26 protein-coding genes are annotated in these 26119 nt (G+C 61.6%); 22 read left to right on the top strand and 4 right to left on the bottom strand.

Features of this window, described 5'->3' with window-relative positions:
* Positions 1-128: 128 nt before the first annotated feature.
* Both FHT86_RS16790 and FHT86_RS16785 read right to left on the bottom strand, forming a co-directional pair.
* On the bottom strand, positions 129-1967 hold the full coding sequence (locus FHT86_RS16790; protein ID WP_133707967.1) for an extracellular solute-binding protein: 1839 nt from the start codon (positions 1965-1967) through the stop codon (positions 129-131).
* A 107-nt stretch (positions 1968-2074) separates the two neighbouring features.
* Positions 2075-2710 carry a TetR/AcrR family transcriptional regulator gene (locus FHT86_RS16785; RefSeq protein WP_133707966.1) on the bottom strand — a complete coding sequence of 212 codons (636 nt, stop codon included), beginning with the start codon at positions 2708-2710 and terminating at the stop codon, positions 2075-2077.
* 39 nt (positions 2711-2749) lie between these two features.
* Between FHT86_RS16785 and FHT86_RS16780 the strand changes: the two genes are divergently transcribed.
* The 8 genes from FHT86_RS16780 to FHT86_RS16745 all read left to right on the top strand — a co-directional run bounded on the left by FHT86_RS16780 (position 2750) and on the right by FHT86_RS16745 (position 9719).
* Positions 2750-3319, top strand: a complete 570-nt coding sequence (locus FHT86_RS16780) for a hydrolase (RefSeq protein ID WP_133707965.1) — start codon at positions 2750-2752, stop codon at positions 3317-3319.
* 143 nt (positions 3320-3462) lie between these two features.
* Positions 3463-4509 carry a penicillin-insensitive murein endopeptidase gene (gene mepA, locus FHT86_RS16775; protein ID WP_133707964.1) on the top strand — a complete coding sequence of 349 codons (1047 nt, stop codon included), beginning with the start codon at positions 3463-3465 and terminating at the stop codon, positions 4507-4509.
* A gap of 107 nt (positions 4510-4616) precedes the next feature.
* Positions 4617-4997 carry a methylglyoxal synthase gene (locus tag FHT86_RS16770; protein ID WP_133707963.1) on the top strand — a complete coding sequence of 127 codons (381 nt, stop codon included), beginning with the start codon at positions 4617-4619 and terminating at the stop codon, positions 4995-4997.
* 34 nt (positions 4998-5031) lie between these two features.
* A complete protein-coding gene (locus tag FHT86_RS16765) occupies positions 5032-6057 on the top strand; it encodes a glucokinase (RefSeq protein WP_133707962.1) in 1026 nt (341 codons plus the stop codon).
* A complete protein-coding gene (locus FHT86_RS16760) occupies positions 6054-6305 on the top strand; it encodes a hypothetical protein (protein WP_133707961.1) in 252 nt (83 codons plus the stop codon). Before FHT86_RS16765 ends, FHT86_RS16760 begins: the two co-directional genes overlap by 4 nt.
* Positions 6306-6422: 117 nt before the next feature.
* The gene (locus tag FHT86_RS16755) at positions 6423-8216 is read left to right on the top strand and encodes an ABC transporter ATP-binding protein (RefSeq protein ID WP_133707960.1); all 1794 of its coding nucleotides are present in this window, start codon (positions 6423-6425) and stop codon (positions 8214-8216) included.
* A 15-nt stretch (positions 8217-8231) separates the two neighbouring features.
* Positions 8232-9056 carry a 4-hydroxy-tetrahydrodipicolinate reductase gene (dapB, locus tag FHT86_RS16750; protein ID WP_133707959.1) on the top strand — a complete coding sequence of 275 codons (825 nt, stop codon included), beginning with the start codon at positions 8232-8234 and terminating at the stop codon, positions 9054-9056.
* A gap of 27 nt (positions 9057-9083) precedes the next feature.
* Entirely contained in the window at positions 9084-9719 is a 636-nt protein-coding gene (locus tag FHT86_RS16745) for a 2,3-bisphosphoglycerate-dependent phosphoglycerate mutase (protein WP_133707958.1), read from the top strand.
* A gap of 60 nt (positions 9720-9779) precedes the next feature.
* On the opposite strand, the gene phnF is transcribed toward FHT86_RS16745, so the two are convergent.
* Entirely contained in the window at positions 9780-10514 is a 735-nt protein-coding gene (phnF, locus tag FHT86_RS16740) for a phosphonate metabolism transcriptional regulator PhnF (RefSeq protein WP_133707957.1), read from the bottom strand.
* A 101-nt stretch (positions 10515-10615) separates the two neighbouring features.
* Here phnF and phnG point away from each other — a divergent pair, with 101 nt between their 5' ends.
* The 14 genes from phnG (at position 10616) to phnN (ending at position 23076) form a co-directional block, all read left to right on the top strand.
* Complete coding sequence (gene phnG, locus FHT86_RS16735; protein WP_133707956.1) at positions 10616-11095, top strand: phosphonate C-P lyase system protein PhnG; 480 nt, start codon at positions 10616-10618, stop codon at positions 11093-11095.
* A complete protein-coding gene (gene phnH, locus FHT86_RS16730) occupies positions 11092-11721 on the top strand; it encodes a phosphonate C-P lyase system protein PhnH (RefSeq protein WP_133707955.1) in 630 nt (209 codons plus the stop codon). Before phnG ends, phnH begins: the two co-directional genes overlap by 4 nt.
* Before the next feature lie 3 nt (positions 11722-11724).
* Entirely contained in the window at positions 11725-12834 is a 1110-nt protein-coding gene (locus FHT86_RS16725; RefSeq protein WP_133707954.1) for a carbon-phosphorus lyase complex subunit PhnI, read from the top strand.
* Positions 12831-13712 carry an alpha-D-ribose 1-methylphosphonate 5-phosphate C-P-lyase PhnJ gene (locus FHT86_RS16720; protein ID WP_133707953.1) on the top strand — a complete coding sequence of 294 codons (882 nt, stop codon included), beginning with the start codon at positions 12831-12833 and terminating at the stop codon, positions 13710-13712. The genes FHT86_RS16725 and FHT86_RS16720 overlap by 4 nt, the downstream gene beginning before the upstream one ends.
* On the top strand, positions 13709-14485 hold the full coding sequence (phnK, locus tag FHT86_RS16715) for a phosphonate C-P lyase system protein PhnK (RefSeq protein WP_133707952.1): 777 nt from the start codon (positions 13709-13711) through the stop codon (positions 14483-14485). The genes FHT86_RS16720 and phnK overlap by 4 nt, the downstream gene beginning before the upstream one ends.
* A 75-nt stretch (positions 14486-14560) precedes the next feature.
* Positions 14561-15268, top strand: a complete 708-nt coding sequence (gene phnL, locus FHT86_RS16710; RefSeq protein WP_133707951.1) for a phosphonate C-P lyase system protein PhnL — start codon at positions 14561-14563, stop codon at positions 15266-15268.
* The gene (locus tag FHT86_RS16705; protein ID WP_133707950.1) at positions 15265-15882 is read left to right on the top strand and encodes a DapH/DapD/GlmU-related protein; all 618 of its coding nucleotides are present in this window, start codon (positions 15265-15267) and stop codon (positions 15880-15882) included. The genes phnL and FHT86_RS16705 overlap by 4 nt, the downstream gene beginning before the upstream one ends.
* Positions 15883-16185: 303 nt before the next feature.
* Positions 16186-17040, top strand: coding sequence for a phosphonate ABC transporter ATP-binding protein (gene phnC / locus FHT86_RS16700; RefSeq protein ID WP_133707949.1), 855 nt, complete (start codon positions 16186-16188; stop codon positions 17038-17040).
* Positions 17041-17134: 94 nt separating this feature from the next.
* On the top strand, positions 17135-18040 hold the full coding sequence (gene phnD, locus FHT86_RS16695; protein ID WP_133707948.1) for a phosphonate ABC transporter substrate-binding protein: 906 nt from the start codon (positions 17135-17137) through the stop codon (positions 18038-18040).
* A gap of 66 nt (positions 18041-18106) precedes the next feature.
* Complete coding sequence (gene phnE, locus FHT86_RS16690) at positions 18107-19087, top strand: phosphonate ABC transporter, permease protein PhnE (protein WP_133707947.1); 981 nt, start codon at positions 18107-18109, stop codon at positions 19085-19087.
* 8 nt (positions 19088-19095) lie between these two features.
* Positions 19096-20442 (top strand): phosphonate ABC transporter, permease protein PhnE, encoded by a 1347-nt coding sequence (phnE, locus tag FHT86_RS16685; protein WP_133707946.1) that lies wholly within the window; start codon positions 19096-19098, stop codon positions 20440-20442.
* A 192-nt stretch (positions 20443-20634) separates the two neighbouring features.
* Entirely contained in the window at positions 20635-21327 is a 693-nt protein-coding gene (locus FHT86_RS16680) for a DUF1045 domain-containing protein (protein WP_133707945.1), read from the top strand.
* A 10-nt stretch (positions 21328-21337) separates the two neighbouring features.
* Positions 21338-22477 carry an alpha-D-ribose 1-methylphosphonate 5-triphosphate diphosphatase gene (locus tag FHT86_RS16675; protein WP_133707944.1) on the top strand — a complete coding sequence of 380 codons (1140 nt, stop codon included), beginning with the start codon at positions 21338-21340 and terminating at the stop codon, positions 22475-22477.
* Positions 22474-23076 (top strand): phosphonate metabolism protein/1,5-bisphosphokinase (PRPP-forming) PhnN, encoded by a 603-nt coding sequence (gene phnN / locus FHT86_RS16670; protein WP_133707943.1) that lies wholly within the window; start codon positions 22474-22476, stop codon positions 23074-23076. The genes FHT86_RS16675 and phnN overlap by 4 nt, the downstream gene beginning before the upstream one ends.
* 20 nt (positions 23077-23096) lie before the next feature.
* Here phnN and polA read toward each other — a convergent pair whose 3' ends face one another.
* A complete protein-coding gene (gene polA / locus FHT86_RS16665; protein ID WP_133708619.1) occupies positions 23097-26099 on the bottom strand; it encodes a DNA polymerase I in 3003 nt (1000 codons plus the stop codon).
* Positions 26100-26119: the final 20 nt, after the last annotated feature.

Genomic DNA, 26119 nt, shown 5'->3' with positions numbered 1-26119 from the left:
GGCTTTTCTGGCCTGGGAAAACCCGCCATACGACCACCGCATCCGTCCGTCGTTCAAACCGCTAATCCCTTTCCGCCGAATCGGCATGGGCCATTTGGAGCCAGCATGACCGTCATTGCAAGTACCGCTCACTTGCCGGCATCTTTCGACCACCAGAGATCGGGGAAGCCGATGGAGTAATAGGGCAGCTCCGGCAGATGCGCCATCTTATCCCAATAGGCGATCTTGGTCGTGGCGCCGTAAAACAGCGGCACGACATAGTGATGGGCGAGCAGCACGCGGTCGAGCGCCTTGGCGGCAGCGGTCTTTTCCTCCAGCGTCGCGGCGGAAACCACCTTGGCGATCAGCGCGTCGACGCCGGGATCGGTTATGCCGGCATAGTTGCGCGAGCCCTGGCGATTGGCCGAAGCAGAGCCCCAATAGTCGATCTGTTCGCTGCCGGGCGGCAGCGCCGTGCCCCAGACGTTCCAAGTCGCGTCATAGTCGAAACTGCGAATGCGGTTGATGTATTGCGATGAATCGACCGTCCTGAGGGTCGCATCGATGCCGATGCGGCGCAGGTTCTGGACGTAAGGCAGGTTTGATCTTTCCAGCGACGGACTGCCGAGCAGGATTTCCATCGTGAAGGGCTGGCCGGTCTTTTCGTTGATCATGCGATTGCCCTTCAACACATAACCGGCTTCCTTGAAAAGCTCGATCGCCTTGCGCAGATTGTCCCGGGCCTTTTGTGGGTCGCCGCCGACCGGATTGGTATAGGGCGTGGTGAAGACCTCAGGCGGCACCTTGTCCTTGACGCTGTTCAGGATATTCAATTCCTCGCCCGTGGGCAGCCCCGAAGAGGCAAGCTCGGTACCGAAAAAGAAGGTGTTGACGCGGGTCAGCTGGCCGAAGGCAAGCGCCCGGTTCGTCTCCTCGAAATCATAGGCGTAGTTCAGCGCCTCGCGCACGCGTTGGTCCTTGAACTGATCGCGCCGGAGATTGAGCACCATCGCCTGCATGATGCCGACCGAGCGCAGCGAGTTGGGCAGTTCCTCGCGCTTGATGCGGCCGTCCTTGGCGGCGGGAAAGTCATATGCGGTCACCCAATGGCTTGCCGACTGGTCCTGCCAGAAATCCGTGTTCCCGCCGCGAAAGGCTTCGAATTCCACATCCTTGTCGGCGTAGTAGGTGTAGGAAATCACCCCGAAATTGTTCTCGCCGACATTCACCGGCAAATTCTTGCCCCAATAGTCGTCGCGCAGTTCGTAGCGGATCGACGAGCCCGGTTGCACGGCGGCGATTTTGTATGGCCCGGACCCCATGACCGGCTCGAGCGTCGTGCGGGTGATGTCGCGCGGCTTGCCGTCGGGACCAACACTCTCCCACCAATGTTTCGGCACGATCTGAAGCTGGCCGGCGATATAAGGAAGCTCGCGATTGTTCTTTTCGTCGAAATAGAAGGTGACGTCCCTGTCGCCGGTCTTTTCGGCCCGCGTCACGTGGGAATAGACACTCGTCGCGAAAGGATTGAGCTCCTTGGTGCGATCGAAGCTGAAAACGACGTCGTCGGGGGTGACCGGCGTGCCGTCGGCCCATTTCGCCTCGGCGCGCAAGCGGAAAGTCGCGCTCGATATGTCGTCGGGATAGGCGACGCCCTCGGCGAGCAAGCCGTAGGAGGTGGCAATCTCGTCATTGGACGATTTCATCAGCGTGTCGAAAACCATCGGCAATCCGGTGGCGGGGTTGCCCTTGAGCAGTACCGGATTAAGCGTATCGAACGTGCCTTCGTCCGAAAGCTTCAATTGGCCGCCCTTCGGCGCGTCCGGATTGACATAGTCGAAATGTTTGAAACCGGGCTGGTATTTGAGATCGCCGAGAATGGCCGTGCCGATGCGGAATTGTGGCTCGTCGGCGTGGGAGAGAGCCGGCAGGGCCAGCAGGCAGAAAAGAGAAAGAGCCAAGCCTGCCGTCGCGCGCGTCAATACCATTCACGATCCCCTGTTTTTCTGATGGGAATCAAGCATAAGGCAAATGAGGGCAAAAAACAGGACGGAATTGCTCATCTCTTCGCAAACCGGCCGATGCCGCCCATGAATCAGGCTTTTGCCGTGGCTTCTTCAAGGCGCTTGCGCAGCATCAGGCGCAATTCGCGGACAAGGCGCCGGTCTCCGGCCGCTTCCGGCTCGTTGGCCGCAACGACGGCGATGCGCAGCAGCTCCAGAACAATCGCCGACATCAAGGCGACGTCGTCCGTGACCGGCGGCTTGGCTCGCCGCAGGATGGCCGAAATCAGCTCCTTGAGCTCCGCCCGCGAACGCATCTTGCGGTCCTTCGGCACATCGCGGCGCGCGGCGAGCACCGGAAATTCCGGAAACTCCTCGATGAAAGCGCCGAGCCTGTCGAAGATTGCCTCACCGCTGTCGGCAGCCGAAAGGCCGCCGCTCTTTTCCGCGATGTCCTGAAGCACCGCTTTCAGCCGCTCCAGCCGTTCGATATGCAGTGCTTCGGCGAGCAGCGGCTTGGTCGGAAAGAATTGATAGAGCGAACCGATCGACGAACGCGCTTCGGCGGCGATTTCCGTCATCGTCGCAGCGTCATAGCCCTTTTGAACGAAGATTTTTGCGGCCGCTTCCAAAAGAACGGCAACACGATCATGGCCGCGACGGCGCTTCGGAATGCGCGTTTGCGGTTCCTCGCTTGATTTTTGCGAGGATTCACTCATATTTGTCATTGTGAGGATACCCTCATATTTTCCCCCGGAGCCCCTTTAATGCCTCTTTACGATCCCCAAACCACCGCACTCGTCTCAATCGATCTGCAGGGCCTAGTTCTCAGCCGACCGCTCGCTCCCCATTCTGCGCAGCAGATCGTCGAGAATACGGCCGCCATCGCCAGGAAACTGAAAGCCGACGGCGGAACCACAATCTTTGTGACGGTTGGATTTTCCGCAGACTATGCCGACGCTGTCAACCAGCCAATCGACGAAACCTTCAGCTTTCCAGAGGGAGGTTTGCCGCCGGCAGCTCTCGCGGCACCCGCCGAAATTGCGGCGCTGACGCCTGATGTCGCCATCGTCAAGCGCCAATGGAGCGCCTTTTACGGCACCGAACTCGACCTGCAACTGCGCCGCCGCGGCATCAAAACGTTGATCCTCACCGGTGTCGCCACCAATTTCGGCGTCGAATCGACTGTTCGCGACGCCTACGCCGCCAACTATGCCGTCATCGTCGCCGAGGATGCGGTGACGACCTTTTCGAAGGAGATGCAGGATTTTGCCTGTACAAAGGTGTTGCCGCGGCTGTCGCGCATCCGCAAGACGGCGGAAATTCTGGCTGGCTGATCACGCACTTAGCGGTCCGGACGGGCAATATGCGGCGGTTCGTTAGCCTCAAGCGATAAAACACGGATTCACCAAAATCGCTTTTCAAGGTAGATTCGTTAGCAAATCACTTCGGCCAACGCCGGCAGCCTTCAAGGAACCGCATGATTCCTCTCCGGGTTCGGACCCTCAACACCGTCAGCAAATTTACCTTCGCCGCCACGATCGGCGCAACTGTCATCACCGGCGACGCAATGGCACAGCAAGCAGCCCCGACGCCCGGCAGCGCCAAAGCAATTTTCGGGGCTGCGACGCTGCCGACCCAGGGACCACCGCAATCCATCGGCTTTTATGCCAAGGGTTGCCTTTCCGGCGCCGTGGCGCTGCCGGCCGATGGGCCGACCTGGCAGGCCATGCGCCTGTCGCGCAACCGTCGCTGGGGCCGGCCGGAGATGATCGCGCTCCTCGAACGTCTGTCGCGCGACGCTGCCAAATATGATGGCTGGCCGGGCATCCTGGTAGGCGACATCTCACAGCCGCGCGGCGGACCGATGTTCAACGGCCATGCCTCGCATCAGATCGGCCTTGACGCCGATGTCTGGCTGACGCCGATGCCAGCGCGGCCGCTGTCAACGGCCGAACGTGAAAGCCTGCCCTTCACCAGCATGCTTGAAAAGAACAAGTTCCTCACGGTCGACGACAAGGTGTGGACGGAGTCGCGCGCCCGCCTTCTGATGCGCGCCGCCAGCTATCCCGAAGTCGAACGCATCTTCGTCAATCCGGCGATCAAGAAGAAGATGTGCGAGACCTGGACCGGCGACCGCACCAATCTCGGCAAGCTGCGCCCGGAATACGGCCATGACTCGCATTTTCATATCCGTATCAAATGCCCGGCCGGTTCCGCCAACTGTAAGCCGCAGCCTCCGGTTGCCGCCGGCGACGGTTGCGGCAAGACACTTGCCTGGTGGTTTACACCCGAACCATGGGCCAAGCCGAAGCCTAGCGAGAAGCCGCCGGTAAAGCCCCGCGAAGTCATGGTTTCCGATCTGCCGAAGGCCTGCCAGGCAGTACTGAATGCACCTTCAGTCGCCTCGGCCGGGGTGGCAACCTTCGGCGCCAAGGCTGCTGCAGCGACGCCCGCGACTAGCACGCTGCCAGTTTCCAGTACCGGCGCGGGCAACACGCCGCCCGGCAGCATCCCGCAACAGTGACAGCGGCCAAGGCCGGTTGCGACCGGCTCGACCCGTCTTTCAAAGGGGTGACTCTTGGTATAGAAGGCGGATAAATCGATTAAAAGTCTGGGCGGAGTGGGAGTTTCATGGCCGGGGGCAAATGCATCGCGCTGATTGCACATGATCAGAAAAAAGATGCGATGGCTGAATTTGCGCATCGTAACCAGGATGTGCTTTCCGGGTACCGTATTGTTGCGACCGGTACGACCGGAGGCCGTGTGCTCGACGCCTGCCCGACCCTCAACGTCACTCGTTTGAAAAGCGGCCCGCTCGGCGGCGATCAACAAATCGGCGCCTTGATTGCAACCGGTGAGATCGACCTGTTGATCTTTTTTATCGATCCACTCACGCCCGTGCCGCACGATGTCGACGTCAAGGCATTGACGCGGCTCGCCGTTCTCTACGACATTCCAATGGCTCTGAACGAAGCCACCGCCGAACGACTGATCAAAACACTGAACCATTAATCCGCCGTACCGGCGGCTGACCACGGACCTGGCCATGCCCAAGCTCAATCACAGCGAAGCCCCTTTGCCCTTTCCTATCCTGATCGGCGATATCGGAGGAACCAATGCGCGCTTTTCCATCCTCGTCGATGTCTATGCCGAGCCGAAGCATTTCCCGAATGTGCATACCGCCGATTTCGAGACGATCGACGAGGCGATCCAGCAGGGTGTCCTCGACAAGACGGCGGTAAGGCCGCGTTCGGCGATTCTCGCCATTGCCGGGCCGGTTCGGGGCGATGAAATTCCGCTGACCAATTGCGACTGGGTGATCCGCCCGAAGACGATGATCACCAATCTCGGCCTCGAGGATGTGCTGGTCATCAATGATTTCGAAGCTCAGGCGCTGGCGATCGCCGGTGTGTCCGAGGAGCATCGCGAGACCATCGGCGAAACGTCTGAAGGCATGATCGCTTCGCGCGCCGTGCTCGGACCGGGCACCGGCCTCGGCGTCGCCGGTCTCATCCATGCCCAGCACGCCTGGATCCCCGTGCCGGGCGAAGGAGGACATATCGATCTCGGGCCGCGCAGCGCGCGCGATTTTCAGATCTGGCCGCACCTGGAGACCATCGAGGGCCGTATCTCCGCTGAGCAGATCCTCTGCGGCCGCGGCCTGCAGAACCTCTATCACGCCATCTGCAAGGCTGACGGCATCGAACCTGTGCTGGCGCAACCGGCTGATATCACGACCCATGCGCTCGCCGGCACCAACGTTCAGGCTGAAGAGACCGTGACGCTGTTCGTCACCTATCTCGGTCGCGTCGCGGGCGATATAGCCTTGATCTTCATGGCGCGCGGCGGCGTCTATCTTTCCGGCGGTATTTCGCAAAAGATCCTGCCGGCGCTGCAGAAGCCGGAATTCCGCGCCGCCTTTGAAGACAAGGCGCCGCATACCGCGCTACTGAAATCGATCCCGACGCACGTCGTGACCCATCCGCTTGCAGCACTCGCCGGCCTCTCGGCCTATGCCCGCATGCCTTCCAATTTTGGCCTGGCGACGGACGGCCGCCGCTGGCGGCGTTGACCAAGTATACTGCAGCAGGTGTTCAGGCGCGGTCGTCGGCAGGTTCGGATGAATTGTCGCTTCGTCTCGCCTGCACTGCTGCGACCGCGCTTTCAGCCTTTGCCGCCGATACCAGGATCATCTGCACGGCAGCAGCGGTGAACGCGGCAGACGGCAAGATTTTGTTGCAGCAGGGCAATTGCGAACTCGCGTCGTGCGACGCCTTTTTGAAGGAGCTGCCTTCCCTTATAATGGAGTTGGCTCCGTGACCTGCCTCTTAACTAGCGCGGCAAGCCATATCTAGCCAAAGCCGTCCTAACTCTTTATAGACCCGCGGAAGCACGTGCCATATGCGGCTCGCTTGGTTTGAGACAGGAAGCCGATATTTGAAGTCGCCCGACACCAAAAACAACAGCGTCGATAGTGAGACCGTCACCGGTGTCTTGAAACGCATCATTGCCGAAAACGGCCGTGACCATGTCTGGGGCTATTCCATCGCCATCGCCTGCCTGATCATGGTGGCGTTGTCGACGGCCTTTATCGCCTACATCATGAAGACGATCATCAATCAGGCGTTCGTCGAGCGCCGGGCCGATGTCGTGTGGATCATTTGTTCGGCGATCTTCGCCGCGTTTGTGGTGCGTGGTTTCGCCGGCTACTTCCAGTCGGTCATCCTCAACAAGATCGGCAACAACATCATCGCGCGGTACCAGCGCCGGCTTTACGGGCATCTGATGACCCTGTCGGTCGGCTTCTTCAACGAGGCGCGGTCGGCGCAGATCGCCGCGCGGGTCAGCCAGAACGTCTCCGGCATCCGCGACGTCATGAACCTGACGATCACCTCGACAGCGCGAGACCTTCTGACCTTTGTCGCTCTTCTCGGCGTCATGGTGATTCAAGACCCGCTGCTCAGCCTTGCCGTCTTTGTCGCAGCCCCGCCGCTGCTCTATGCGCTGCGCTACGTCTCCAAGCGCCTGCGCTCAGCGACGCGCGAAGCTGTCAATCTGAACAGCCACGTCCTGGGCGCGATGCAGGAGACGATCCAGGGCATCTCCATCGTCAAAGCCTTCACGATGGAAGAGCAGTTGGATCGGAAAATCAACAAGCTCATCACGGCGGCAGAGCACCGGCAGAACCGCATCGCCCGCCTGTCGGAGCGCAACGGACCGCTGACCGAAAGTTTCGCCGGCTTCGCCGTCGCCAGTGTCCTTGCCTATGCCGCCTATCGTTCGATCTATCACGACGTTCCGCCTGGCGCATTCTTCTCTTTCGTCACCTCGCTGCTCTTGGCCTATGATCCGGCCCGCCGCCTTGCCAAGCTGCAGGTGCAGATGGAGCGTGCCGTCGTCAATGCGCGCATGATCTACGAACTGCTCGATATGGAGCCGCGTCAGCGTGACCTGCCGGACGCCAAACCGCTCGCCGTCACCGAGGCCCGCATCGAGTTTCGCGATGTTCACTTCGCCTATGGCGACGAGGCAGTCCTGGGTGGCGTGAGTTTCGTTGCCGAGGGCGGCGAGACCACGGCTTTGGTTGGTCCTTCCGGGGCCGGCAAGTCCACCGTCATCAATCTCATTCCGCGCTTTTACGATCCCAAGGCCGGAAGCATCTTCATCGACGGGCAGGACATAGCGCATGTCACCAAGCAGTCGCTGCGCGAGCAGCTCGCCTATGTCTCGCAACAGCCCTACCTCTTCGAAGGCACGATCGGCGACAACATCCGTTACGGCCGTCCGGAGGCGACGAACGCTGAAGTCGAGGAGGCAGCCAGGCTCGCCTATGCGCACGATTTCATCGTGGCGCAGCCGCTTGGCTACGACACGCCGGTCGGCGAAAACGGCGTGACGCTTTCCGGCGGCCAGCGCCAGCGGCTGTCGATCGCTCGTGCCTTGGTGCGCAACGCGCCGATCCTGCTGCTGGACGAAGCGACCTCGGCGCTCGATACCGAGTCGGAGGCAGCCGTGCAGAAGGCGCTGGACGAAGCGATGAGCGGCCGCACCGTCGTCGTCATCGCCCACCGCCTGTCGACGGTAGTGCGGGCGGAGAAGATCATTGTCATGCAGAACGGGCGCGTTGTCGAAGAGGGCAACCATGAGACGCTTGCGACAGCCGACAATGGCCTCTACGCTCGTCTCAACAACCTCCAGCGGCCGGCCGTTTCCAGCACTTCCCGCAAATAAGACGATAGAGAAGACATGAGCGACGATGCGATGAAGCTGGTGGTGGTTGGCGCAGCGGGCCGCATGGGCCAGGCCCTGATCCGCCTCATTCACACCACCGAGGGCCTGACCCTGCATGCCGCTGTCGCGCGTCCCGGCTCCGCCTTCATCGGCAAGGATGCCGGCGAGATTGCCGGGCTGGGACCGATCGGCGTTCCAGTGACCGACGATCCGCTTTCCGCCTTCCTGCATGCCGAAGGCGTGATCGACTTTACCATGCCGGCAACCAGCGTCACCTTCGCAGGCCTCGCCGCCCAGGCCCGCATCGTCCATATCATTGGTACGACCGGCTGCTCCGCAGAAGACGAAGCCAAGTTCAAGGCGGCCTCGCGCCACGCTCGTATCGTCAAGTCAGGCAATATGGGCCTCGGCATCAACCTGCTGAGCGTCCTTGTCGAGCAGGCGGCGCGCGCACTTCCGTCGGCCGATTGGGACATTGAAGTCCTGGAGATGCATCACAAGCACAAGGTCGACGCCCCTTCGGGCACCGCGTTCCTGCTCGGCCAGGCGGCGGCAAAGGGACGCGGCATCGATCTCGGCGAAAATTCCGTGCGTGTCCGCGACGGCCATACCGGTCCGCGGCCGGCCGGCACGATCGGTTTTGCAACGCTGCGCGGCGGCGCCGTCATCGGCGACCACTCGGTCATCTTTGCGGGCGAGGGCGAGCGTCTGACACTCTCTCACAGCGCCGGCGATCGTTCGCTGTTTGCCCGCGGCGCGCTTCAGGCCGCCCTCTGGGCGCGCGACAAGAAACCCGGCTTTTATTCCATGCTCGACGTTCTCGGGCTTTCCACACGTTGATCCCATCCTATCAAGGAGGAATATTTCATGAGCGGTACTCTCGTCCTCGTTCGCCACGGGCAGAGCGACTGGAATTTGAAGAATCTATTTACCGGCTGGAAGGACCCCGACCTGACCGAACTCGGCATCGAGGAGGCCAGGACCGGTGGCAAGGCGCTTGCCGAATACGGCATCAAGTTCGATATCGCCTTCACCTCGGTGCTGCAGCGCGCCCAGCACACGCTTGACATCATCCTTGACAGCGTCGGCCAGACCGGCCTGCAGACCATCAAGGATCAGGCGCTGAACGAGCGCGACTACGGCGATCTTTCGGGCCTGAACAAGGACGACGCCCGCGCCAAGTGGGGCGAAGAACAGGTGCATATCTGGCGCCGCTCGTACGACGTGCCGCCGCCCGGCGGCGAAAGCCTGCGTGATACCGGCGCCCGCGTCTGGCCCTACTACCTGACCGAAATCCTGCCGCGCGTGCTCGCTGGCCAAAAGGTGCTGGTCGCCGCCCACGGCAACTCGCTCCGTTCGCTAGTCATGGTCCTCGACCGGCTGACCAAGGAACAGATCCTGGCGCTGAACCTCGCGACCGGCGTGCCAATGGTCTACAAGCTCAAAGCAGATTCCACGGTCGCTTCCAAGGAAGTGCTCGGCGATATGTCGAACGCGCACTGAACGACTTTTGAGTTTTTACCGATGTGCCGGGGAGATTTGTTCTCCCCGGCATCTTTATGATCAATTCTCGATCGTGAATTGCACCCTGTCGGCGGCAAAGCGTGTGATCGAATATTGCACCGGAATGCCGGCGAGATCGGTATTCAGCGCCCGGGTGGTCATGATAATGGCGCCGGGTGAGAGTTCGAGGTCGGCGAGATCGCCCTCATCGGCATGGGCGGCGGTGATTTCCGTCGTCATTCGCACGTAATCCGGCACGCCGAGCTCGCGAAAAGCCTTGGTGATCGATCCGGTATCACGATAAACCTCGGCGATATCGGCAAAACGATCGGCAGGAAACCAGTTGGTGGCGCGCGATACCGGGCGGTTGTCGGCCTTTCCGATCGTCTCCAGCCGGACGACGCGCGCGCCGGACTTGAGCTGCAGCCAGCGAGCCACCTCCGCATCGGCCGCTTCATCGATGACAGAGAGCAAAATGCCCCGCGCCTCGCGCGCCTGATCGCCGATCCCCTGTGAAAAGCGTGTCCGCCGTGAAATCGGAAAATTCAGCCGCTCCTTGCGCTCTATCAGCGTGCCGCGGCCCTGCACGGCGCGGACGATGCCCTCCTGCGCCAGCGCGGCAAGTGCGCTTCGGACCGTATGCCGGTTAACCCCGAACTGCAGCGCCAGCACCGTTTCCGGCGGCACCATGCCCGTGTCGTCGAAATCGCCGTGATTGATCGATGTGCGAATCCGGTCGGCGATCTGTCGCCAGAGCGCCACGCCCGTTTGTCTTTGTACTTTCTGCCCCGCCATATTGCCCGCTTGTTATGTCACACGCTTGTCACGTGCCGCCAATAAATATAAAACTACCTTGTATGGTTGTCTATATCAATAGACATTTTGGGGATGACGCGATGAATTCAGCACAGAGGCAAGAGGCGGCTGCGCAGGAGCGCCGGGAACGCAAGCGCGCTGCCGATCTTTTGGCGCGGGCCGAACGCGACGAGCTCGACTCGGCCTGGGAAGCACTGTCCGACAAGCCGGTGGTCCAGCCCGTACGGGGGCCGGAAACCGGCCTCGTCATGGTGCGCGGGCGCATCGGCGGCGGCGGCTCGCCCTTCAATCTCGGCGAGGTCACGGTGACACGCGCGACCGTCAAGCTTGCCTCCGGTGCGGTTGGCCATGCGCATGCGCTCGGCACCGATCGCGAGAAGGTGCGGCTGGCGGCGATCTTCGATGCGCTCTGGCACCAGCCGGCCACCAAGGATTTCGTCGAGAAAGCGATCCTGCTGCCGGTCACCGATCGGATTGCCGAATATGACCGCAAACGCGCCGAGGAAACGGCGGCCACCCGCGTCGATTTCTTCACCATGGTCCGCGGAGAAGACAAATGAGCCTTTCCATCACGCCCACGACACCCGGCAACGATGCGCTGACCGGCGGCTTCGCCGACCCGGTGTTCGACGCACAGAGCGTCTTCAAGATGATGATGGACGCGATGGCGCGGCCTGGCACCGTCCAGACGGTCGTCTCCGATATCACCCCGCCTGCCCCACTCGGCATCGCCGCCGGCGCGATCGGCCTCACTCTTTGCGATCACGATACGCCGGTCTGGCTGTCGACCGGTCTCACCAAGTCGACCATGCCGGAATGGCTGAGCTTTCACACCGGTACAGCAGTGACACCGGAAAGGATCGAGGCGCGCTTTGCCTTCCTCGAAGCCGGCATGACGCTCTCTTCGCTCAACCAGTTCGCCGTCGGCACCCAGGAATATCCCGACCGCTCGACGACGCTGGTATTGGAAATCGCAGCCCTCGAGGGCGGCAAGGAATTGGCGCTCTCCGGCCCCGGCATTGCCGGTATCCGCATGATCGCTCCGATCGGCCTGCCGGATACTTTCTTGCGCATCTGGAACGACAACCGCGCACTTTTCCCGCGCGGCGTCGATCTCGTTCTGACGGCGGGACGGCAATTCCTTTGCCTGCCGCGCACCACCAAGATCATCGCGACGGAGATGTGACGCATGTATGTTGCCGTTAAAGGTGGCGAAGCCGCCATCGCCAATGCTCACCGGCTGCTCGCCGATCGCCGTCGCGGCGACCGTTCGCTGCCGGCGATCGGCATCGACCAGATCGTCGCGCAACTGGCGCTCGCCGTCGACCGCGTCATGGCCGAAGCCTCGCTTTACGACCGCACGCTAGCAGCACTTGCCGTTCGCCAGGCGCGGGGCGACATGATCGAAGCGATCTTCCTGCTGCGCGCCTATCGCACGACGCTGCCGCGCTTCGGCTATTCCCAGCCGCTGGATACGTCGGCGATGAAGATCGAACGCCGCATCTCCGCCACCTACAAGGACCTGCCGGGTGGCCAGCTTCTCGGCCCCACTTTCGATTATACCCACCGCCTGCTCGACCCAAGCTTGCTTACCGATACGCCGGTAGATGAGCCGATGCAGCGGCCGGCGGAAGAAGGCCGTGTGATGCGCGTTTCCGAAATTCTGAGCCAGGAAGGGCTGATCGAAGGTGACGGCGAGATGCCGATCGACCACGAGACCGGCGACCTGACGCGCGAGCCGATGGAATTCCCGATGACGCGCGATCTGCGCCTACAGGCGCTGGCTCGCGGCGACGAAGGTTTCCTGCTGGCGCTCGGCTATTCGACCCAGCGCGGCTATGGCCGCACGCATCCGTTCACCGGCGAAATCCGCATCGGCGAAGTGGAAGTCGAACTCGAAGTGCCGGAACTCGGTTTCGCCGTCTCGCTCGGTTCCATCCAGGTGACCGAATGCCAAATGGTCAACCAGTTCAAGGGTTCGGCCAAGGCGCCGCCGCAGTTTACCCGCGGCTACGGCCTGGTTTTTGGCCAGAGTGAACGCAAGGCCATGGCGATGTCGCTGGTCGACCGGGCGCTCCGCGCTGAGGAACTCGGCGAGGATATTGTCGCACCCGCCCAGGACGAGGAATTCGTCATCTCCCATTCCGACAATGTGCAGGCGACTGGCTTCGTCGAACATCTGAAGCTGCCGCACTATGTCGATTTCCAGGCCGAGCTCGACCTGGTTCGCCGCATGCGCCGCGACTTTGAAGACGCCCGCAACGGCGGCAAGGATCCCATGACGGAGGCAGCCGAGTGACCGATCTAGCCACGTACAATTTCGCCTATCTCGACGAACAGACCAAGCGGATGATCCGACGCGCCATCCTGAAGGCGATCGCCATTCCCGGCTATCAGGTGCCCTTCGCGTCACGCGAAATGCCGATGCCCTATGGCTGGGGCACCGGCGGCGTGCAATTGACGGCCGCGATCATCGGGCCGGACGATGTCCTGAAGGTCATCGACCAGGGCGCTGACGACACCACCAACGCCGTCTCGATCCGCGCCTTCTTCCAGAAAGTGGCCAATGTCGCGGTCACCACCCGAACCGACGAAGCGACCATCATCCAGACGCGCCACCGCATCCCAGAAGGCAAGCTCGGCCCTAACCAGGTGCTGGTCTACCAGGTGCCGATCCCGGAACCGTTGCGCTTCCTGGAACCACGCGAGACCGAGACCCGCAAGATGCATGCGCTCGAGGAATACGGTCTCATGCATGTGAAGCTCTACGAGGATATCGCCCGCAACGGCCGCATCGCCACCACCTACGCCTATCCGGTCAAGGTCTCCGGGCGCTACGTGATGGACCCATCGCCGACGCCGAAATTCGACAATCCGAAAATGCATATGTCGGACGCGCTGCAGCTCTTCGGCGCCGGCCGCGAGAAGCGCATCTATGCCGTGCCGCCGCATACGGAAGTGGTCAGCCTCGATTTCGAGGATCATCCCTTCGAAGTGCGGCGCTTCGACAAGCCCTGCGCGCTTTGCGGCGCCGAGCAGGTCTATCTGGACGAAGTGATCCTGGACGACAAGGGCGGACGGATGTTCGTCTGCTCCGACACCGATTTCTGCGAAGACCGCCGCGCCCATGGCCATGTCGGCACGATGTTGGCACCCAATCAGGAGGCCGCCGAATGAGCGACACGCCACTCCTCAAGGTCAAGGACATCTCGAAATTCTATGGCAGCCGCATCGGATGCCGCAACGTGTCCTTCGACCTCTGGCCCGGCGAAGTGCTGGCGATCGTCGGCGAATCCGGTTCCGGTAAGACGACACTGCTCAACTGCATCTCGACGCGGTTGCTGCCGACCACCGGCAGCGTCGAATACCATATGCGCGACGAGACCTATCGCGAGCTCTTTCGCATGAATGAGGCCGAGCGCCGCTTCCTGATGCGCACCGACTGGGGCTTCGTCCATCAGAACCCGGCCGACGGGTTGCGAATGACGGTCTCGGCCGGCGCCAATGTCGGCGAGCGGCTGATGGCGATCGGCAACCGGCATTACGGCAATATCCGCGCCACGGCGGTCGACTGGCTGGAACGTGTCGAAATCGACGCCGACCGCATCGACGATCAGCCTCGCGCCTTCTCCGGCGGCATGCGCCAGCGCCTGCAGATCGCCCGCAACCTGGTGACCGGTCCGCGCCTGGTGTTCATGGACGAACCGACCGGCGGCCTTGACGTGTCGGTGCAGGCCCGCTTGCTCGATCTCGTGCGCGGTCTCGTCAACGATCTCGGCCTGTCGGCGATCATCGTTACGCACGACCTCGCCGTCGCTCGCCTGCTGTCGCACCGCATGATGGTGATGAAGGATGGGGTGGTGATCGAGCACGGTCTCACCGATCGCGTGCTGGACGATCCGCGCGAGCCCTATACGCAACTGCTCGTCTCTTCGATCCTGCAAGTTTAAGGGTTTAATTGCGCGTGATCTCATCCGAAAACCGCTCCACATTTTTCGGGATCATGCGCTGACAAGGAAAAGAATATGGCAACGCCCCTCGTCGTTTCCGAAGTCTTCAAGAGCTTCACCATGCACCTGCGCGACGGCATCCGCCTGCCCGTCGTCGCCGATGTCTCCTTCTCGGTCGCGGCCGGCGAATGCGTCGTACTCGGCGGCCCCTCAGGTATCGGCAAGAGTTCGCTCTTGAAGATGATCTACGGCAACTATGCCGTCGACAGCGGTCAGATCCTGGTGACGCACAAGGAAAGGATCGTCGATCTCGCCACCGCCGATCCGCGCACAGTGCTGGAAGTTCGCCGCCATACCATGGGCTATGTCAGCCAGTTCCTGCGCACCGTGCCGCGTGTTGCGGCCATCGACGTCGTTGCAGAGCCGCTGTTGGCGCGTGGCGAAAGTGCCGACAACGCTCGCCAAAGGGCGGCCGGCTTGCTGACGCAACTCAACCTGCCGGAAGAGCTCTGGCAATTGCCGCCTGCCACCTTCTCCGGCGGCGAGCAGCAGCGCGTCAATATCGCCCGCGGCTTCATCACCGATCATGCCATTCTGCTGCTCGACGAGCCGACCGCCTCACTCGACGCCAAGAACCGCGCCGTCGTGGTCGACATGATCGAACAGAAGAAGAAAGCCGGTGTCGCCTTGCTCGGCATCTTCCACGACGAGGAAGTCCGCGAGGCCGTTGGCAGCCGCATTCTCGATGTCTCGCAATTCTCACCCAGAAAGTCCGCCGCATGAGCCGTCAATTGGGCGAAACGCCCTTCATCAGCCCGACCGCGACCGTCAAGAACTCGACGCTCGGCCGCTATACCGAAGTCTCCGACCGCTGCCGTATCGATGAAACCGAGATCGGCGACTATTCCTACATCATGCAGGACGGCGCTGTCTGGTGCACGACGATCGGCAAGTTCGTCAATATTGCCGCGGCCGTGCGCATCAACGCCACCAACCATCCGACCTGGCGCGCGACGCTGCACCACTTCACCTATCGCGCCGCCGACTATTGGCCGGATGCCGATATGGAGACGGATTTCTTCACCTGGCGGCGCGACCACCGCGTGACCATCGGCAACGACGTCTGGATCGGCCACGGCGCCACCATCCTGCCGGGCGTCACCGTCGGCAATGGGGCCGTCATCGGCGCCGGCGCAGTCGTCTCCAAGGACGTCGCTCCCTATACGATCGTCGGCGGCGTGCCGGCCAAGCTCATCCGTCAGCGCTTCACCGAAGCTGTCGGCGAGCGTATGGACAAGCTTGCCTGGTGGGATTGGGATCACGCCACCTTGCGTACCGCGCTTGCCGACTTCCGTGCCCTTTCCGCCGAGGATTTTCTGGTCCGTTACGGCGCATGACGCTTCTGCGCAACAAGCGCAATCATCGTTCAAATCTACTTCAAAGCCCGAAAATCCCCTGCGATTTTCGGGCTTTTGCGTTGCCGTAACGGCAGGCCACAAACGGCGGTGGATTGTAACAGCAGTTACACAAATCTGACATCGGAGCTTCATGAACCAGGGCTAATGCGTTGCCTATGCTCAGCGCATGACCGCCTCGAAGGTCTCTTCGAAGCGAAGGATCATGCGCCCGTCCAACAGGTTCCGCAGCGCCGACTGTCAAAGTTTGCTGCGGAGCCAGGCAGCCATGAAAGGGAAGGCCTCATGTTCGAGCTGAAGAATGTCTCGCGCCGGTTCGGAAACAAGCTCGCTGTCGATTCCGTGACGTTGGACATTCCGCAAGGACAGATGGTCGGCATCATCGGCCGCTCGGGCGCGGGCAAGTCCACGCTGCTGCGTATGATCAACCGTCTCGCTGATCCGAGCTCCGGCTCGATCCATTTCGCCGGCACCGAAGTATCCGCCCTGCGTGGCCGGGCGCTGCGCAACTGGCAACGCGATTGCGCCATGATCTTTCAGCAGTTCAATCTGGTTCCGCGCCTCGACGTGCTCACCAACGTCATGCTCGGCCGCTTGAACCAGCGCTCGACGACGCTTAGCCTGCTTTCCATCTTCAGCCGCGAAGAGCGCATCGAAGCCATCGCCGCACTCGAACGCCTCGGCATCGAGCAGACCGCATTGCAGATGGCAGGCACGTTGTCGGGCGGCCAGCAGCAGCGTGTCGCCATCGCCCGCGCCCTGATGCAGCAGCCGAAGATGATGCTGGCCGACGAGCCGATCGCCTCGCTCGATCCGCTGAACGCCAAGATCGTCATGGATGCGCTGCGCGACATCAACGAGCGCGAGGGCATCACCGTCATCACCAACCTGCACACGCTGGATACGGCACGCAATTATTGCGAACGCATCGTCGGCATGGCGGCCGGCCGCGTCGTCTTCGACGGCAAGCCGGCGGAGTTGACCGCCGAGGCCGTCAAGGAAATCTACGGCACCGACAAGGACGGTGCCGGCGTCGACGAGACGATGACGTCGACCGCCATCAATCTTTCCGATTCGCCCGCGCAAGCCGCGGCAATTGCATCTGCCGGCCCGCAACCGCTGGCACTGGCCGGTCTCTGAGGGAGACGGCCTCGATCGAAGGCCCGCGTCAAGGGCGCATTTCTTCTAGACCGAAGACATCCGGGGACACACCGGTTAATCAGGAGACGAACCCATGTTGAAGAAGACCCTTCTCGCAGCCACGGCGCTTCTCGCGCTCGCTGGCGGCGCTGCCGCTCAGGACATCAAGGAATTCCGCGTTGGTATTCTCGGTGGCGAAAACGAAGCTGACCGCCTGCGCAACTACGCTTGCCTCGCCGACCACCTGAAGGAAACCTTCGGTTTCGAAAAGGTATCGCTGTTCCCGGCCGCCGACTATGACGGCGTTATCCAGGGCCTGCTCGGCGGCACGCTCGACTTCGCCGAACTCGGCGCTTCCGGCTATGCAGCCGTCGCCATCAAGGATCCGAAGGCCGTTACCCCGATCCTGACCACGCAGCAGACCGACGGCTCGACCGGCTACTACTCGATCGGTCTCGCTCTGAAGTCCTCCGGCATCAAGAACATCAAGGACGCCAAGGGCAAGAAGCTCGGCTACGCCGATCCGGACTCCACCTCGGGTTACCTCGTTCCGCTGACGCAGATCCCGAAGGACACTGGCGCTCCGAACGACAAGTTCTTCGCTTCGACCCAGTTCAACGGCGGTCACGAGAACAACCTGCTCGCCGCTTATGACGGCAAGGTCGACGTAGCAGTTGACGACTCTTCGGGCCTCGGCGATTTCAAGGATGGCTACACCTCCGGTACCTTCCGCAAGGAAGTCGACAAGGGCGCTGTTGATCCGAACAAGCTCGTCGAAGTTTGGCGTTCGCCGCTGATCCCGAACGGCCCGCTCGTCGTTCGCAACGCTCTCGGCACCGAATGGCAGGCCAAGCTGACCGACTTCTTCATGAAGCTCCCGACCACCGACGCTAAGTGCTTCTCGGCTATCGAAGGCGGCGACTTCAAGGGCTACTCGAAGGTCACCCCGGACTTCTACAACGCCGTTATCGACGTTCGTAAGGCTGCCATCGGCGGCTAATCCCTATCCAGACTGCGGGGCGGCCGGCGACGGCCGCCCTTTTCCTATCACAAGGGCCGGACATTCATGACGATTGCCGATACTCAGCCACAGGTGCAAAGCGCCCCCCAGAGCGCCAAGGACATCGGCGACGCCTGGAGCAGGATGGTGGCACGCCGCCGCCTTTATACCGGCATCGGCCTGCTGATACTGATCATCGCCTTCGTCAGCTCCGTCCGCTTTGCCGACGAGAGCAATGCCGGCCATTTCTTCGACCGCCTGCCGCATCTTTTCGATTTCCTGAGCTGGCTCATCCCCAAGGATTGGGCCGACGTCTATCGTGCGCTTTTCGACCTGCCGAGCCCCAACGGCGCAAACGGTGTCGGCGGCGAGGAATTCAATTTCCCGAACGGCCGCGTCTATGTCTGGGGCGATTTCTACATCCCCGAATATTTCGAGTTGATGATCATCACGATCAACGTGGCGCTGGTCTCCACCATCGTCGGCTTCGTCGTCGCTCTGCCGCTCAGCTTCTTTGCCGCGCGCAACATGTCGCCGTCGCATCCGCTGCGTCTGGTGACGAAACGCTTCATGGAACTGCTGCGCGCCTTCCCCGAGATCGTCATCGCCGGCCTGTTTTCGGCGATCCTGTCGATCGGCCCGATCGCCGCGGTCATCGCCGTCGGCCTGCATACGATAGGAGCGCTCGGCAAGCTCTTCTACGAAGTGATCGAGAATATCGACATGAAGCCCGACGAAGGCATGAAGGCAGTCGGTGCAAGCTGGACGGAGCGCGTCCGCTTCGCCGCCCTGCCGCAAGTACTGCCCAACTTCATGTCCTATGCGCTGCTGCGCCTGGAAATCAACGTCCGCGCCTCGACCATCATCGGCGCCGTCGGCGGCGGCGGCATCGGCGAGGAGCTGAAACTTTCGATCTCGCGCGGCTTCGGCGCCAAGACGGTGGCCCTTGTGCTGTTGCTCTTCGTGACGATCATTGCCGTCGACCAATTTTCCGCATGGCTCCGTCGCCGTCTCGTCGGCGAACATGCCTTCCTTCTGCAACATTGAGGTAGGCCATGTCCGTCATCGACGTCAGCCGCATGCAGGATATCGAAGCCCGTTACCCGGAAATCCTGCACCGATCGATCCGCCAGCGCTTCGGCGCGCTGATGATCTTCATCGGCGTGATCCTTTACAGCATCTACGCCGTCTGGTTCTTCGACCTGCCGAAGATCATCGCGGAAGCCCATTGGGAGCGCGTGGGCATCTATTTGAGCGAATGGGTCAGCTACGACGTACAGCCGGAATTCCGCGTTTCCGGCGACAAGATCAGCGTCAAATATCCGCGCTTTTCGCCGCTCGGCGACGATCCGCATCCGGAGTGGGTGACGAGCAATCCCGACGGCAGCCTGACCATATCGGTCAGCGGCACCAGCCGCACCGTCACCGTTAACAAGACGGAGGCCATCCTCACGGCGCATGGCGTCACCATCCCGATTGACATCACCGGCGACTCGCCGAAGCTCGTCGGTTCGGAGCCGGTTCCCGCCTGGATCACGGTCTATGACGACAATATTCTCGCCAATATGGGCTTTGCCGGCGACGTCAGCATCTCCACCGACCGCGTGAAGATCCGCAAGCGCTTCCTCGGCTGGGCCAATTTCATCTTCGACACGCAATCGCCCTTCTTCGACAAGCCGGCGAGTGAGGTCGTCAGCCTGATCGTCTCCGGTCCGCGGTTGAAGCCGGATGAATCCAATCTGTCGCTCGCCTTCGACAACTTCTGGAACAATTCCGCCTGGCAGCATGGCGACGTGCTGACCAAGCTGTTCCAGACCATCGTCATGGCCTTTCTCGGCACGTTGCTCGGTTCGGTCGTCGGCTTCCCGCTGGCATTTCTCGCGGCGCGCAACATCACGCCGAACCGCTTGCTCAATCAGGTGCTGAAGCGCTTCTTCGACTTCCTGCGCTCGGTCGACATGCTGATCTGGGCGCTGTTCCTGACCCGCGCCTTCGGCCCCGGCCCGCTCGCCGGCAGCGGCGCGATCTTCCTCACCGAGACCGGCACGCTCGGCAAGCTCTATTCCGAGGGCCTGGAAAACATCGACAACAAGCCGCGCGAAGGCGTCAAATCCACCGGCTCGTCGACGGTCCTCGTCCATCGCTACGGCATCATGCCGCAGATCGTTCCTGTTATCGTCAGCCAGACGCTCTATCAGTGGGAATCGAATGTGCGCGGCGCCACCATCATCGGCGCCGTCGGCGCCGGCGGTATCGGCCTGAAACTTTGGGAGGCCATGCGCACCAACGCCAATTGGGAAAACGTCGCCTATATGGTGCTGCTGATCCTGATCGTCGTCTTCCTTTTCGACGCCGCATCCAACGCGCTGCGCTCCCGCCTGATGGGTACGCAGAACAGATGAAAAAAGGCGGCTAATCGCCGCCTCCTATCATCATTTTGTCACGGGAATCCGTTAGCGCAGGCCCGGGCATGATAGGATCGGTCGCGCCGGACTTAGCCGGATTCGATTCGATCCTGTCTCGCTTCACTTGCGGTTTGCCGCCAAATCACCGAACAATGTTTCGCGCAGCCGATTTTTCCAAGGAATATAGCCTTGCGCTACGCTCTCTATTTTACACCGCCGAAAGCCGATCCCTTGACGGCGCTTGCCGCCCGCTGGCTGGGTCGCGATGCTTTTTCAGGCGAGATTTTTTCCGACAAGGCCATCGGCGCTGTGCCGGAGGACCATGCCGAGATCATTGCCGAGCCAAGCCGTTACGGGTTTCACGCCACGCTGAAGGCACCCTTCGAGCTCGCAACCTCGGTCACCGAGCGCGACCTTCTGGAGGTGGCAGCCGATTTTGCCTCGCGCACGCCGGCCTTTGCCATTCCTGAGCTCGTGCTCGGCCAGCTCGGGCATTTCTTCGCGCTCGTTCCGGGAGCCGTCTATCCGACACTACAGGATTTCGCCGCCCGCGTGGTCAAGACCTTCGAACCATTTCGCGCCGCCCTCTCGGATGGTGATATTGCACGGCGGAAGCCGGAAGGATTGACCGAACCGCAACGCGCAAACCTGCTGCGCTGGGGCTATCCTTATGTCTTTGACGAGTTCCGCTTCCATATGACATTGACAGGCAGGGTCACGACAGAGCGACAAGCCGGCATCCATGACCTGCTGCGCGACCGCTTCTCTGCGCATATCGGCAAGCCGCTCGCCATTTCCGGCCTTGCGGTTTTCGTCGAAGAAGAGCGTGGTGCGCCTTTTACCGTCCGTTCCTGGCTGCCGCTTGCCGGCGCCCAAAGCTGAAAGACCTGACATGACCAAAGAAACCGTCCTCTCCAACGCCCGCATCGTTCTCGAAGACAAGGTTCTTCAGGGTTCGGTACTGATCCGCGACGGACGGATTGCCGAAATTTCCGAAGGCAATTCCGATATCGGCGAAGATTTCGAGGGCGACTATCTGATCCCCGGCCTGGTCGAGCTGCATACGGATCATCTGGAAGCACACTATTCGCCGCGCCCGGGCGTACGCTGGAACAAGACGGCTGCCATTCAGGCGCATGACGCCCAGATCGTCACGTCGGGCATCACCACGGTATTCGACTGCCTGCGCATGGGCTCGGATGAAGACGGCGGCTTCGAGCGCGGCGAAATGCGTGACATGGCCGATGCCATCCAGGCAGCACAGCGCGAGGACCGGCTGCGCGCCGAGCACCTGATCCACCTGCGTTGCGAAGTCTCTTCCGACAATGTTCTCGATCATTTCGAGGACTTCAGAAAGGACGCCTACGTTCGTCTGGTTTCGCTGATGGACCATGCCCCTGGCCAGCGCCAGTTCCAGACCATGGATCAGTATATCTTCTACTATCAGAAGAAGCGCGGCTTGAGCGACGAGGCCTTCGCCCGCTTCGTCGCCAAGCGCCAGGAAGAATCGGCCAAATACGCGACGCCGCATCGCGACGCCATCTCGAAGGTCTGCGCCGAACGAGGCATCACCATTGCCAGCCACGACGACGCCACGCTCGCCCATGTTGACGAGGCTGTTGCCTATGGCGTTCGGCTGGCGGAATTCCCGACCAGCATCGACGCCGCCAAGGCTTCGCACGGCGCGGGCATGAGCGTGCTGATGGGCGCGCCGAACATCGTGCGCGGCAAGTCGCATTCCGGCAATATCGCTGCCCGCGATCTCGCCGAACTCGGCGTGCTTGACGTGTTGTCTTCGGACTACGTGCCGCTCAGCCTGCTGCACGCCCCCTTCATCCTTGCCGACGAGGTCGAGGGCATTTCGTTGCCGCAGGCAATCGCCATGGTGACCGCGACCCCGGCGAAGACCGTCAGCCTGGACGACCGTGGCCGCATCGCCGAAGGTCTGCGCGCCGATCTCGTGCGCGTCCGTCGCGATCATGGCGTACCGGTGACGCGTTCGGTCTGGCGGGAAGGACGGCGTGTCGCATGACGCTCGAAGCCAACATCGAGCCGGCTAAGAACCTGGCGGCCAAGACGGCCGGCATTATGGCCGTTGTGGTCGGCCCCAGCGGTGCCGGCAAAGATACGCTGATGAATCTCGCGGCCCGGCATTTTGCCGGCCGATCGGATATCCATTTCGTCCGCCGCGTCATCACGCGAGAGGGCGATGCCGGTAACGAGGATCACAAAAGCGTCTCGGACGCCGATTTCGACGCTATGGAACACGCCGGCGCCTTTGCCGTCTCCTGGGAAGCACACGGCCTGAAATATGGCATCCCGGCAACCGTCAGCGACGAGCTCGCACGCGGCCATCTTGTTGTCGCAAATGGCTCACGCTCAGTGCTCGACCGTTTTCAAGCTGTCTTTCCGCGGTTGAAGATCATCAACGTCACGGCGCAGCGTGAAGTATTGGCCGAGCGGCTGATGGCGCGCGGCCGCGAGAGTCGCGAGGATGTGCTGAAGCGGCTGGAACGTAGCTCACTCACCGTCAAGGGCGGCTACGACGTCGCCAATATCGACAATAGCGGCACGCTCGACGAGGCCGGCCGCTCGATCGTCGCCGAGCTGGAAGCGCTCATAAAGCGGTAGGGATCGCGTCGACCCACTTCTCAGTGCGCCTCGTCCCAATTGTTGGCGGCGCGGGCGTCCACCTTCAGCGGCACGGACATATCGACCGCCGGCATGGCGGCATTTTCCATCACCGAGACGATGATCGGCGTAGAGCGTTCGACATCGGCGTCTTCGACTTCGAAGATCAGTTCGTCGTGTACTTGCAATAGCATGCGCACGCGATCGGCAAGGCCGGCTGCAGCAAGCGCCGGCTCCATCTTGATCATGGCGCGGCGGATGACGTCGGCGGCCGAACCCTGGATCGGTGCGTTGATCGAGGCGCGTTCGTTGAAGGCACGCACCGACGGATTGGAGGAGCGGATTTCCGGAAAGTGCACGCGGCGGCCGAAGATGGTCTCGACATAGCCCTTGTCGCGTGCAGCCGCCTTGGTGCTTTCCATGTAGTCGCGGATGCCGGGGAAACGCTCGAAGTACCGCTTGATATAGTCGCCCGCCTCCGAGCGCTCGATCGATAGCTGATTGGCGAGGCCAAAGGCGGAAATGCCGTAGATGATGCCGAAATTGATCGCCTTGGCGCGGCGGCGCACTTCGCTCGGCATGCCCTCGATGGGCACGCTGAACATTTCCGAGGCCGTCATGGCGTGAATATCGACGCCGTCGGCGAAAGCCTGCTCGAGCTGCGGAATATTGGCGACATGCGCCAGCACACGCAGTTCGATCTGGCTGTAGTCCGCAGAGATCAGCTTATGGCCCGGCGTCGAGATGAAAGCCGTGCGGATCTTGCGGCCTTCGGCGGTGCGCACCGGAATGTTCTGCAGGTTCGGCTCGGAGGAGGACAGGCGCCCGGTCGTGGTCGAAGCCAGCGAATAGGAAGTGTGGACGCGCTTGGTCTCGGGGTGGACGTAGCCCGGCAACGCATCGGTATAGGTAGATTTCAGCTTGGTGAGCTGGCGCCAGTCGACGATTTTTCGCGGCAGCTCGAAGCCGGCAGCCGCCAGGTCTTCCAGCACTTGCGCCGAGGTCGACCATTGCCCGGTCTTGGTTTTGTTGCCGCCAGCAAGGCCCATCTTGCCAAAGAGAATATCGCCGAGCTGCTTCGGCGAGCCGATGTTGAAGCGCTCGCCGGCTAGGGTGTAAATCTCGTCCTCCAGGGCGGCAGCACCTTGCGCCAGCTCGCCGGAGAGCCGCGACAGGATCTGCCGGTCGATGGTGATGCCGCGCTCTTCCATGTGAGCGAGAACCGGCACCAGCGGGCGTTCCAGGCGCTCATAGACACTGGTAAGCTTTTCCGCCGCCAGCCGCGGCTTCAGTACCAGCCAGAGCCGCAGCGTCACATCCGCATCTTCGGCGGCGTAGGTGGTGGCGCGGTCGATATCGACGAGATCGAAGGTGAGGTTGGATTTGCCGCTGCCGGCGACATCCTTGTAGGCGATCGGCGTGTGCCCGAGCCAGCGCTCCGACAGGCTGTCCATGCCGTGCGTAGCGTTGGCGCCGCCATCGAGCACGTAGGAAAGCAGCATCGTGTCATCGAAGGCCTTGAGCTCGATGCCATAGCGCTTCATCAGCAGATAGTCGTATTTCAGGTTCTGCGCGATCTTCAGTATAGAGACGTCTTCGAGCAGGTCCTTCAGTCTCGGCAGGGCATCGCGCAGCGGGATCTGATTGTCCGCCAGGCCGCCGCCGAGCAGATCGCCGACGCCGTTCTTGTGGCCGATCGGGACGTACGCAGCGCGAATGGAGGTACCCGAAGGATCGTTTCGGTTATCGGCGATCGCGAGCGAAAAGCCGGCGATTTCGGCTTGCATGGCATCGAGCGAGGTCGTCTCAGTGTCGAAGGCGACGATCCCGGTTTCACGCGCGTCCGCAATCCATTGGTCCAGAACGGCCACATCACGGATGGTGACATACTTAGAGTGATCGATTGGCGCGGTGGCAAAACTTGCTGCCCGCGCCTTGGCGAGTTCGGCGGGCTCGGCAGCGCTTTCCGATGCCATACGAGACTTGACCACGGGCGCAGGAACGGAAGCGCCCTCGGCTGCGACCACACTGCCGGCAACGAGGTCGACATTTTCACCGACATCGAGGTCGGGACCATGGGCGGTATCGCCCCACTCGACCTTGACGTTTGATGCTTCGATCGCCGCGGCATCGCAATCGCAGGCATCGGCGACACGGCGCGTCAGCGAAGTGAATTCCATCGCCTTCAGGAAGCCGATCAGTTTCGGCCCGTTCTGCGGTTCGAGTACCAACGAGTCCAGCGGCAGTTCGAGCGGCACATCGGTCCTGAGCGTCACCAACTGCCGAGAAATCCGGGCGAGATCGGCATTGGCGACGATGTTTTCGCGGCGCTTCTGTTGCTTGATCTCGCTGGCACGGGCAAGCAGCGTATCGAGATCGCCGAACTCTTCCAGCAACTGTGCCGCCGTCTTCGGGCCGATGCCGGGAATGCCTGGCACGTTGTCGACCGAATCTCCGGTCAAGGCCTGCAGATCGATCATCTTTTCCGGCGGTACGCCCCATTTCTCGATGACATCGGGGATACCGATCTGCTTGTCCTTCATGCTGTCGTACATGTGGACCATGGGGGTGACGAGCTGCATCAGGTCCTTGTCCGAGGAGATGATGGTGACGTCGGCGCCGTTCGCCTCGGCCTGACGCGCATAGGTGGCAATGATGTCGTCGGCCTCGAAGCCGTCGGTCTCGATGCAAGGCAGATTGAAGGCGCGCGTCGCCTCACGGATGAGCCCGAATTGCGGGATCAGCTCTTCCGGCGGTGCGGCTCGGTTCGCCTTATAGGCATCGTAGATCTCCTTGCGGAATGTCTTCGAGGAGTAGTCGAAAATGACCGCAAAATGTGTCGGTGTGACCCCAACCGAAGTATCGCGCGCCGAGGTCATCAGCTTCCACAGCATGTTGCAAAAACCGGAGACAGCGCCGACCGGCAATCCATCGGATTTGCGCGTCAGCGGCGGTAGAGCATGGAAGGCCCGGAAAATGAACCCGGAGCCGTCGACGAGGAAGAGATGATCACCTTTTTTCATGAAAGCATGGATAGCGTGGC

This window comes from Rhizobium sp. BK313 (assembly GCF_014193655.1).
In the GTDB taxonomy this organism is placed as follows: Bacteria; Pseudomonadota; Alphaproteobacteria; order Rhizobiales; family Rhizobiaceae; genus Rhizobium.
This window is presented reverse-complemented; position numbering and strand designations above follow the sequence as displayed.

Coding starts and splice junctions, on each gene's coding strand:
- FHT86_RS16790 (WP_133707967.1), bottom strand. CDS start 1,967: ATGGTATTGACGCGCGCGACGGCAGGCTTGGCTCTTTCTCTTTTCTGC.
- FHT86_RS16785 (WP_133707966.1), bottom strand. CDS start 2,710: ATGACAAATATGAGTGAATCCTCGCAAAAATCAAGCGAGGAACCGCAA.
- FHT86_RS16780 (WP_133707965.1), top strand. CDS start 2,750: ATGCCTCTTTACGATCCCCAAACCACCGCACTCGTCTCAATCGATCTG.
- mepA (WP_133707964.1), top strand. CDS start 3,463: ATGATTCCTCTCCGGGTTCGGACCCTCAACACCGTCAGCAAATTTACC.
- FHT86_RS16770 (WP_133707963.1), top strand. CDS start 4,617: ATGGCCGGGGGCAAATGCATCGCGCTGATTGCACATGATCAGAAAAAA.
- FHT86_RS16765 (WP_133707962.1), top strand. CDS start 5,032: ATGCCCAAGCTCAATCACAGCGAAGCCCCTTTGCCCTTTCCTATCCTG.
- dapB (WP_133707959.1), top strand. CDS start 8,232: ATGAGCGACGATGCGATGAAGCTGGTGGTGGTTGGCGCAGCGGGCCGC.
- FHT86_RS16745 (WP_133707958.1), top strand. CDS start 9,084: ATGAGCGGTACTCTCGTCCTCGTTCGCCACGGGCAGAGCGACTGGAAT.
- phnF (WP_133707957.1), bottom strand. CDS start 10,514: ATGGCGGGGCAGAAAGTACAAAGACAAACGGGCGTGGCGCTCTGGCGA.
- phnG (WP_133707956.1), top strand. CDS start 10,616: ATGAATTCAGCACAGAGGCAAGAGGCGGCTGCGCAGGAGCGCCGGGAA.
- phnH (WP_133707955.1), top strand. CDS start 11,092: ATGAGCCTTTCCATCACGCCCACGACACCCGGCAACGATGCGCTGACC.
- FHT86_RS16725 (WP_133707954.1), top strand. CDS start 11,725: ATGTATGTTGCCGTTAAAGGTGGCGAAGCCGCCATCGCCAATGCTCAC.
- phnK (WP_133707952.1), top strand. CDS start 13,709: ATGAGCGACACGCCACTCCTCAAGGTCAAGGACATCTCGAAATTCTAT.
- phnL (WP_133707951.1), top strand. CDS start 14,561: ATGGCAACGCCCCTCGTCGTTTCCGAAGTCTTCAAGAGCTTCACCATG.
- FHT86_RS16705 (WP_133707950.1), top strand. CDS start 15,265: ATGAGCCGTCAATTGGGCGAAACGCCCTTCATCAGCCCGACCGCGACC.
- phnC (WP_133707949.1), top strand. CDS start 16,186: ATGTTCGAGCTGAAGAATGTCTCGCGCCGGTTCGGAAACAAGCTCGCT.
- phnD (WP_133707948.1), top strand. CDS start 17,135: ATGTTGAAGAAGACCCTTCTCGCAGCCACGGCGCTTCTCGCGCTCGCT.
- phnE (WP_133707947.1), top strand. CDS start 18,107: ATGACGATTGCCGATACTCAGCCACAGGTGCAAAGCGCCCCCCAGAGC.
- phnE (WP_133707946.1), top strand. CDS start 19,096: ATGTCCGTCATCGACGTCAGCCGCATGCAGGATATCGAAGCCCGTTAC.
- FHT86_RS16675 (WP_133707944.1), top strand. CDS start 21,338: ATGACCAAAGAAACCGTCCTCTCCAACGCCCGCATCGTTCTCGAAGAC.
- phnN (WP_133707943.1), top strand. CDS start 22,474: ATGACGCTCGAAGCCAACATCGAGCCGGCTAAGAACCTGGCGGCCAAG.
- polA (WP_133708619.1), bottom strand. CDS start 26,099: ATGAAAAAAGGTGATCATCTCTTCCTCGTCGACGGCTCCGGGTTCATT.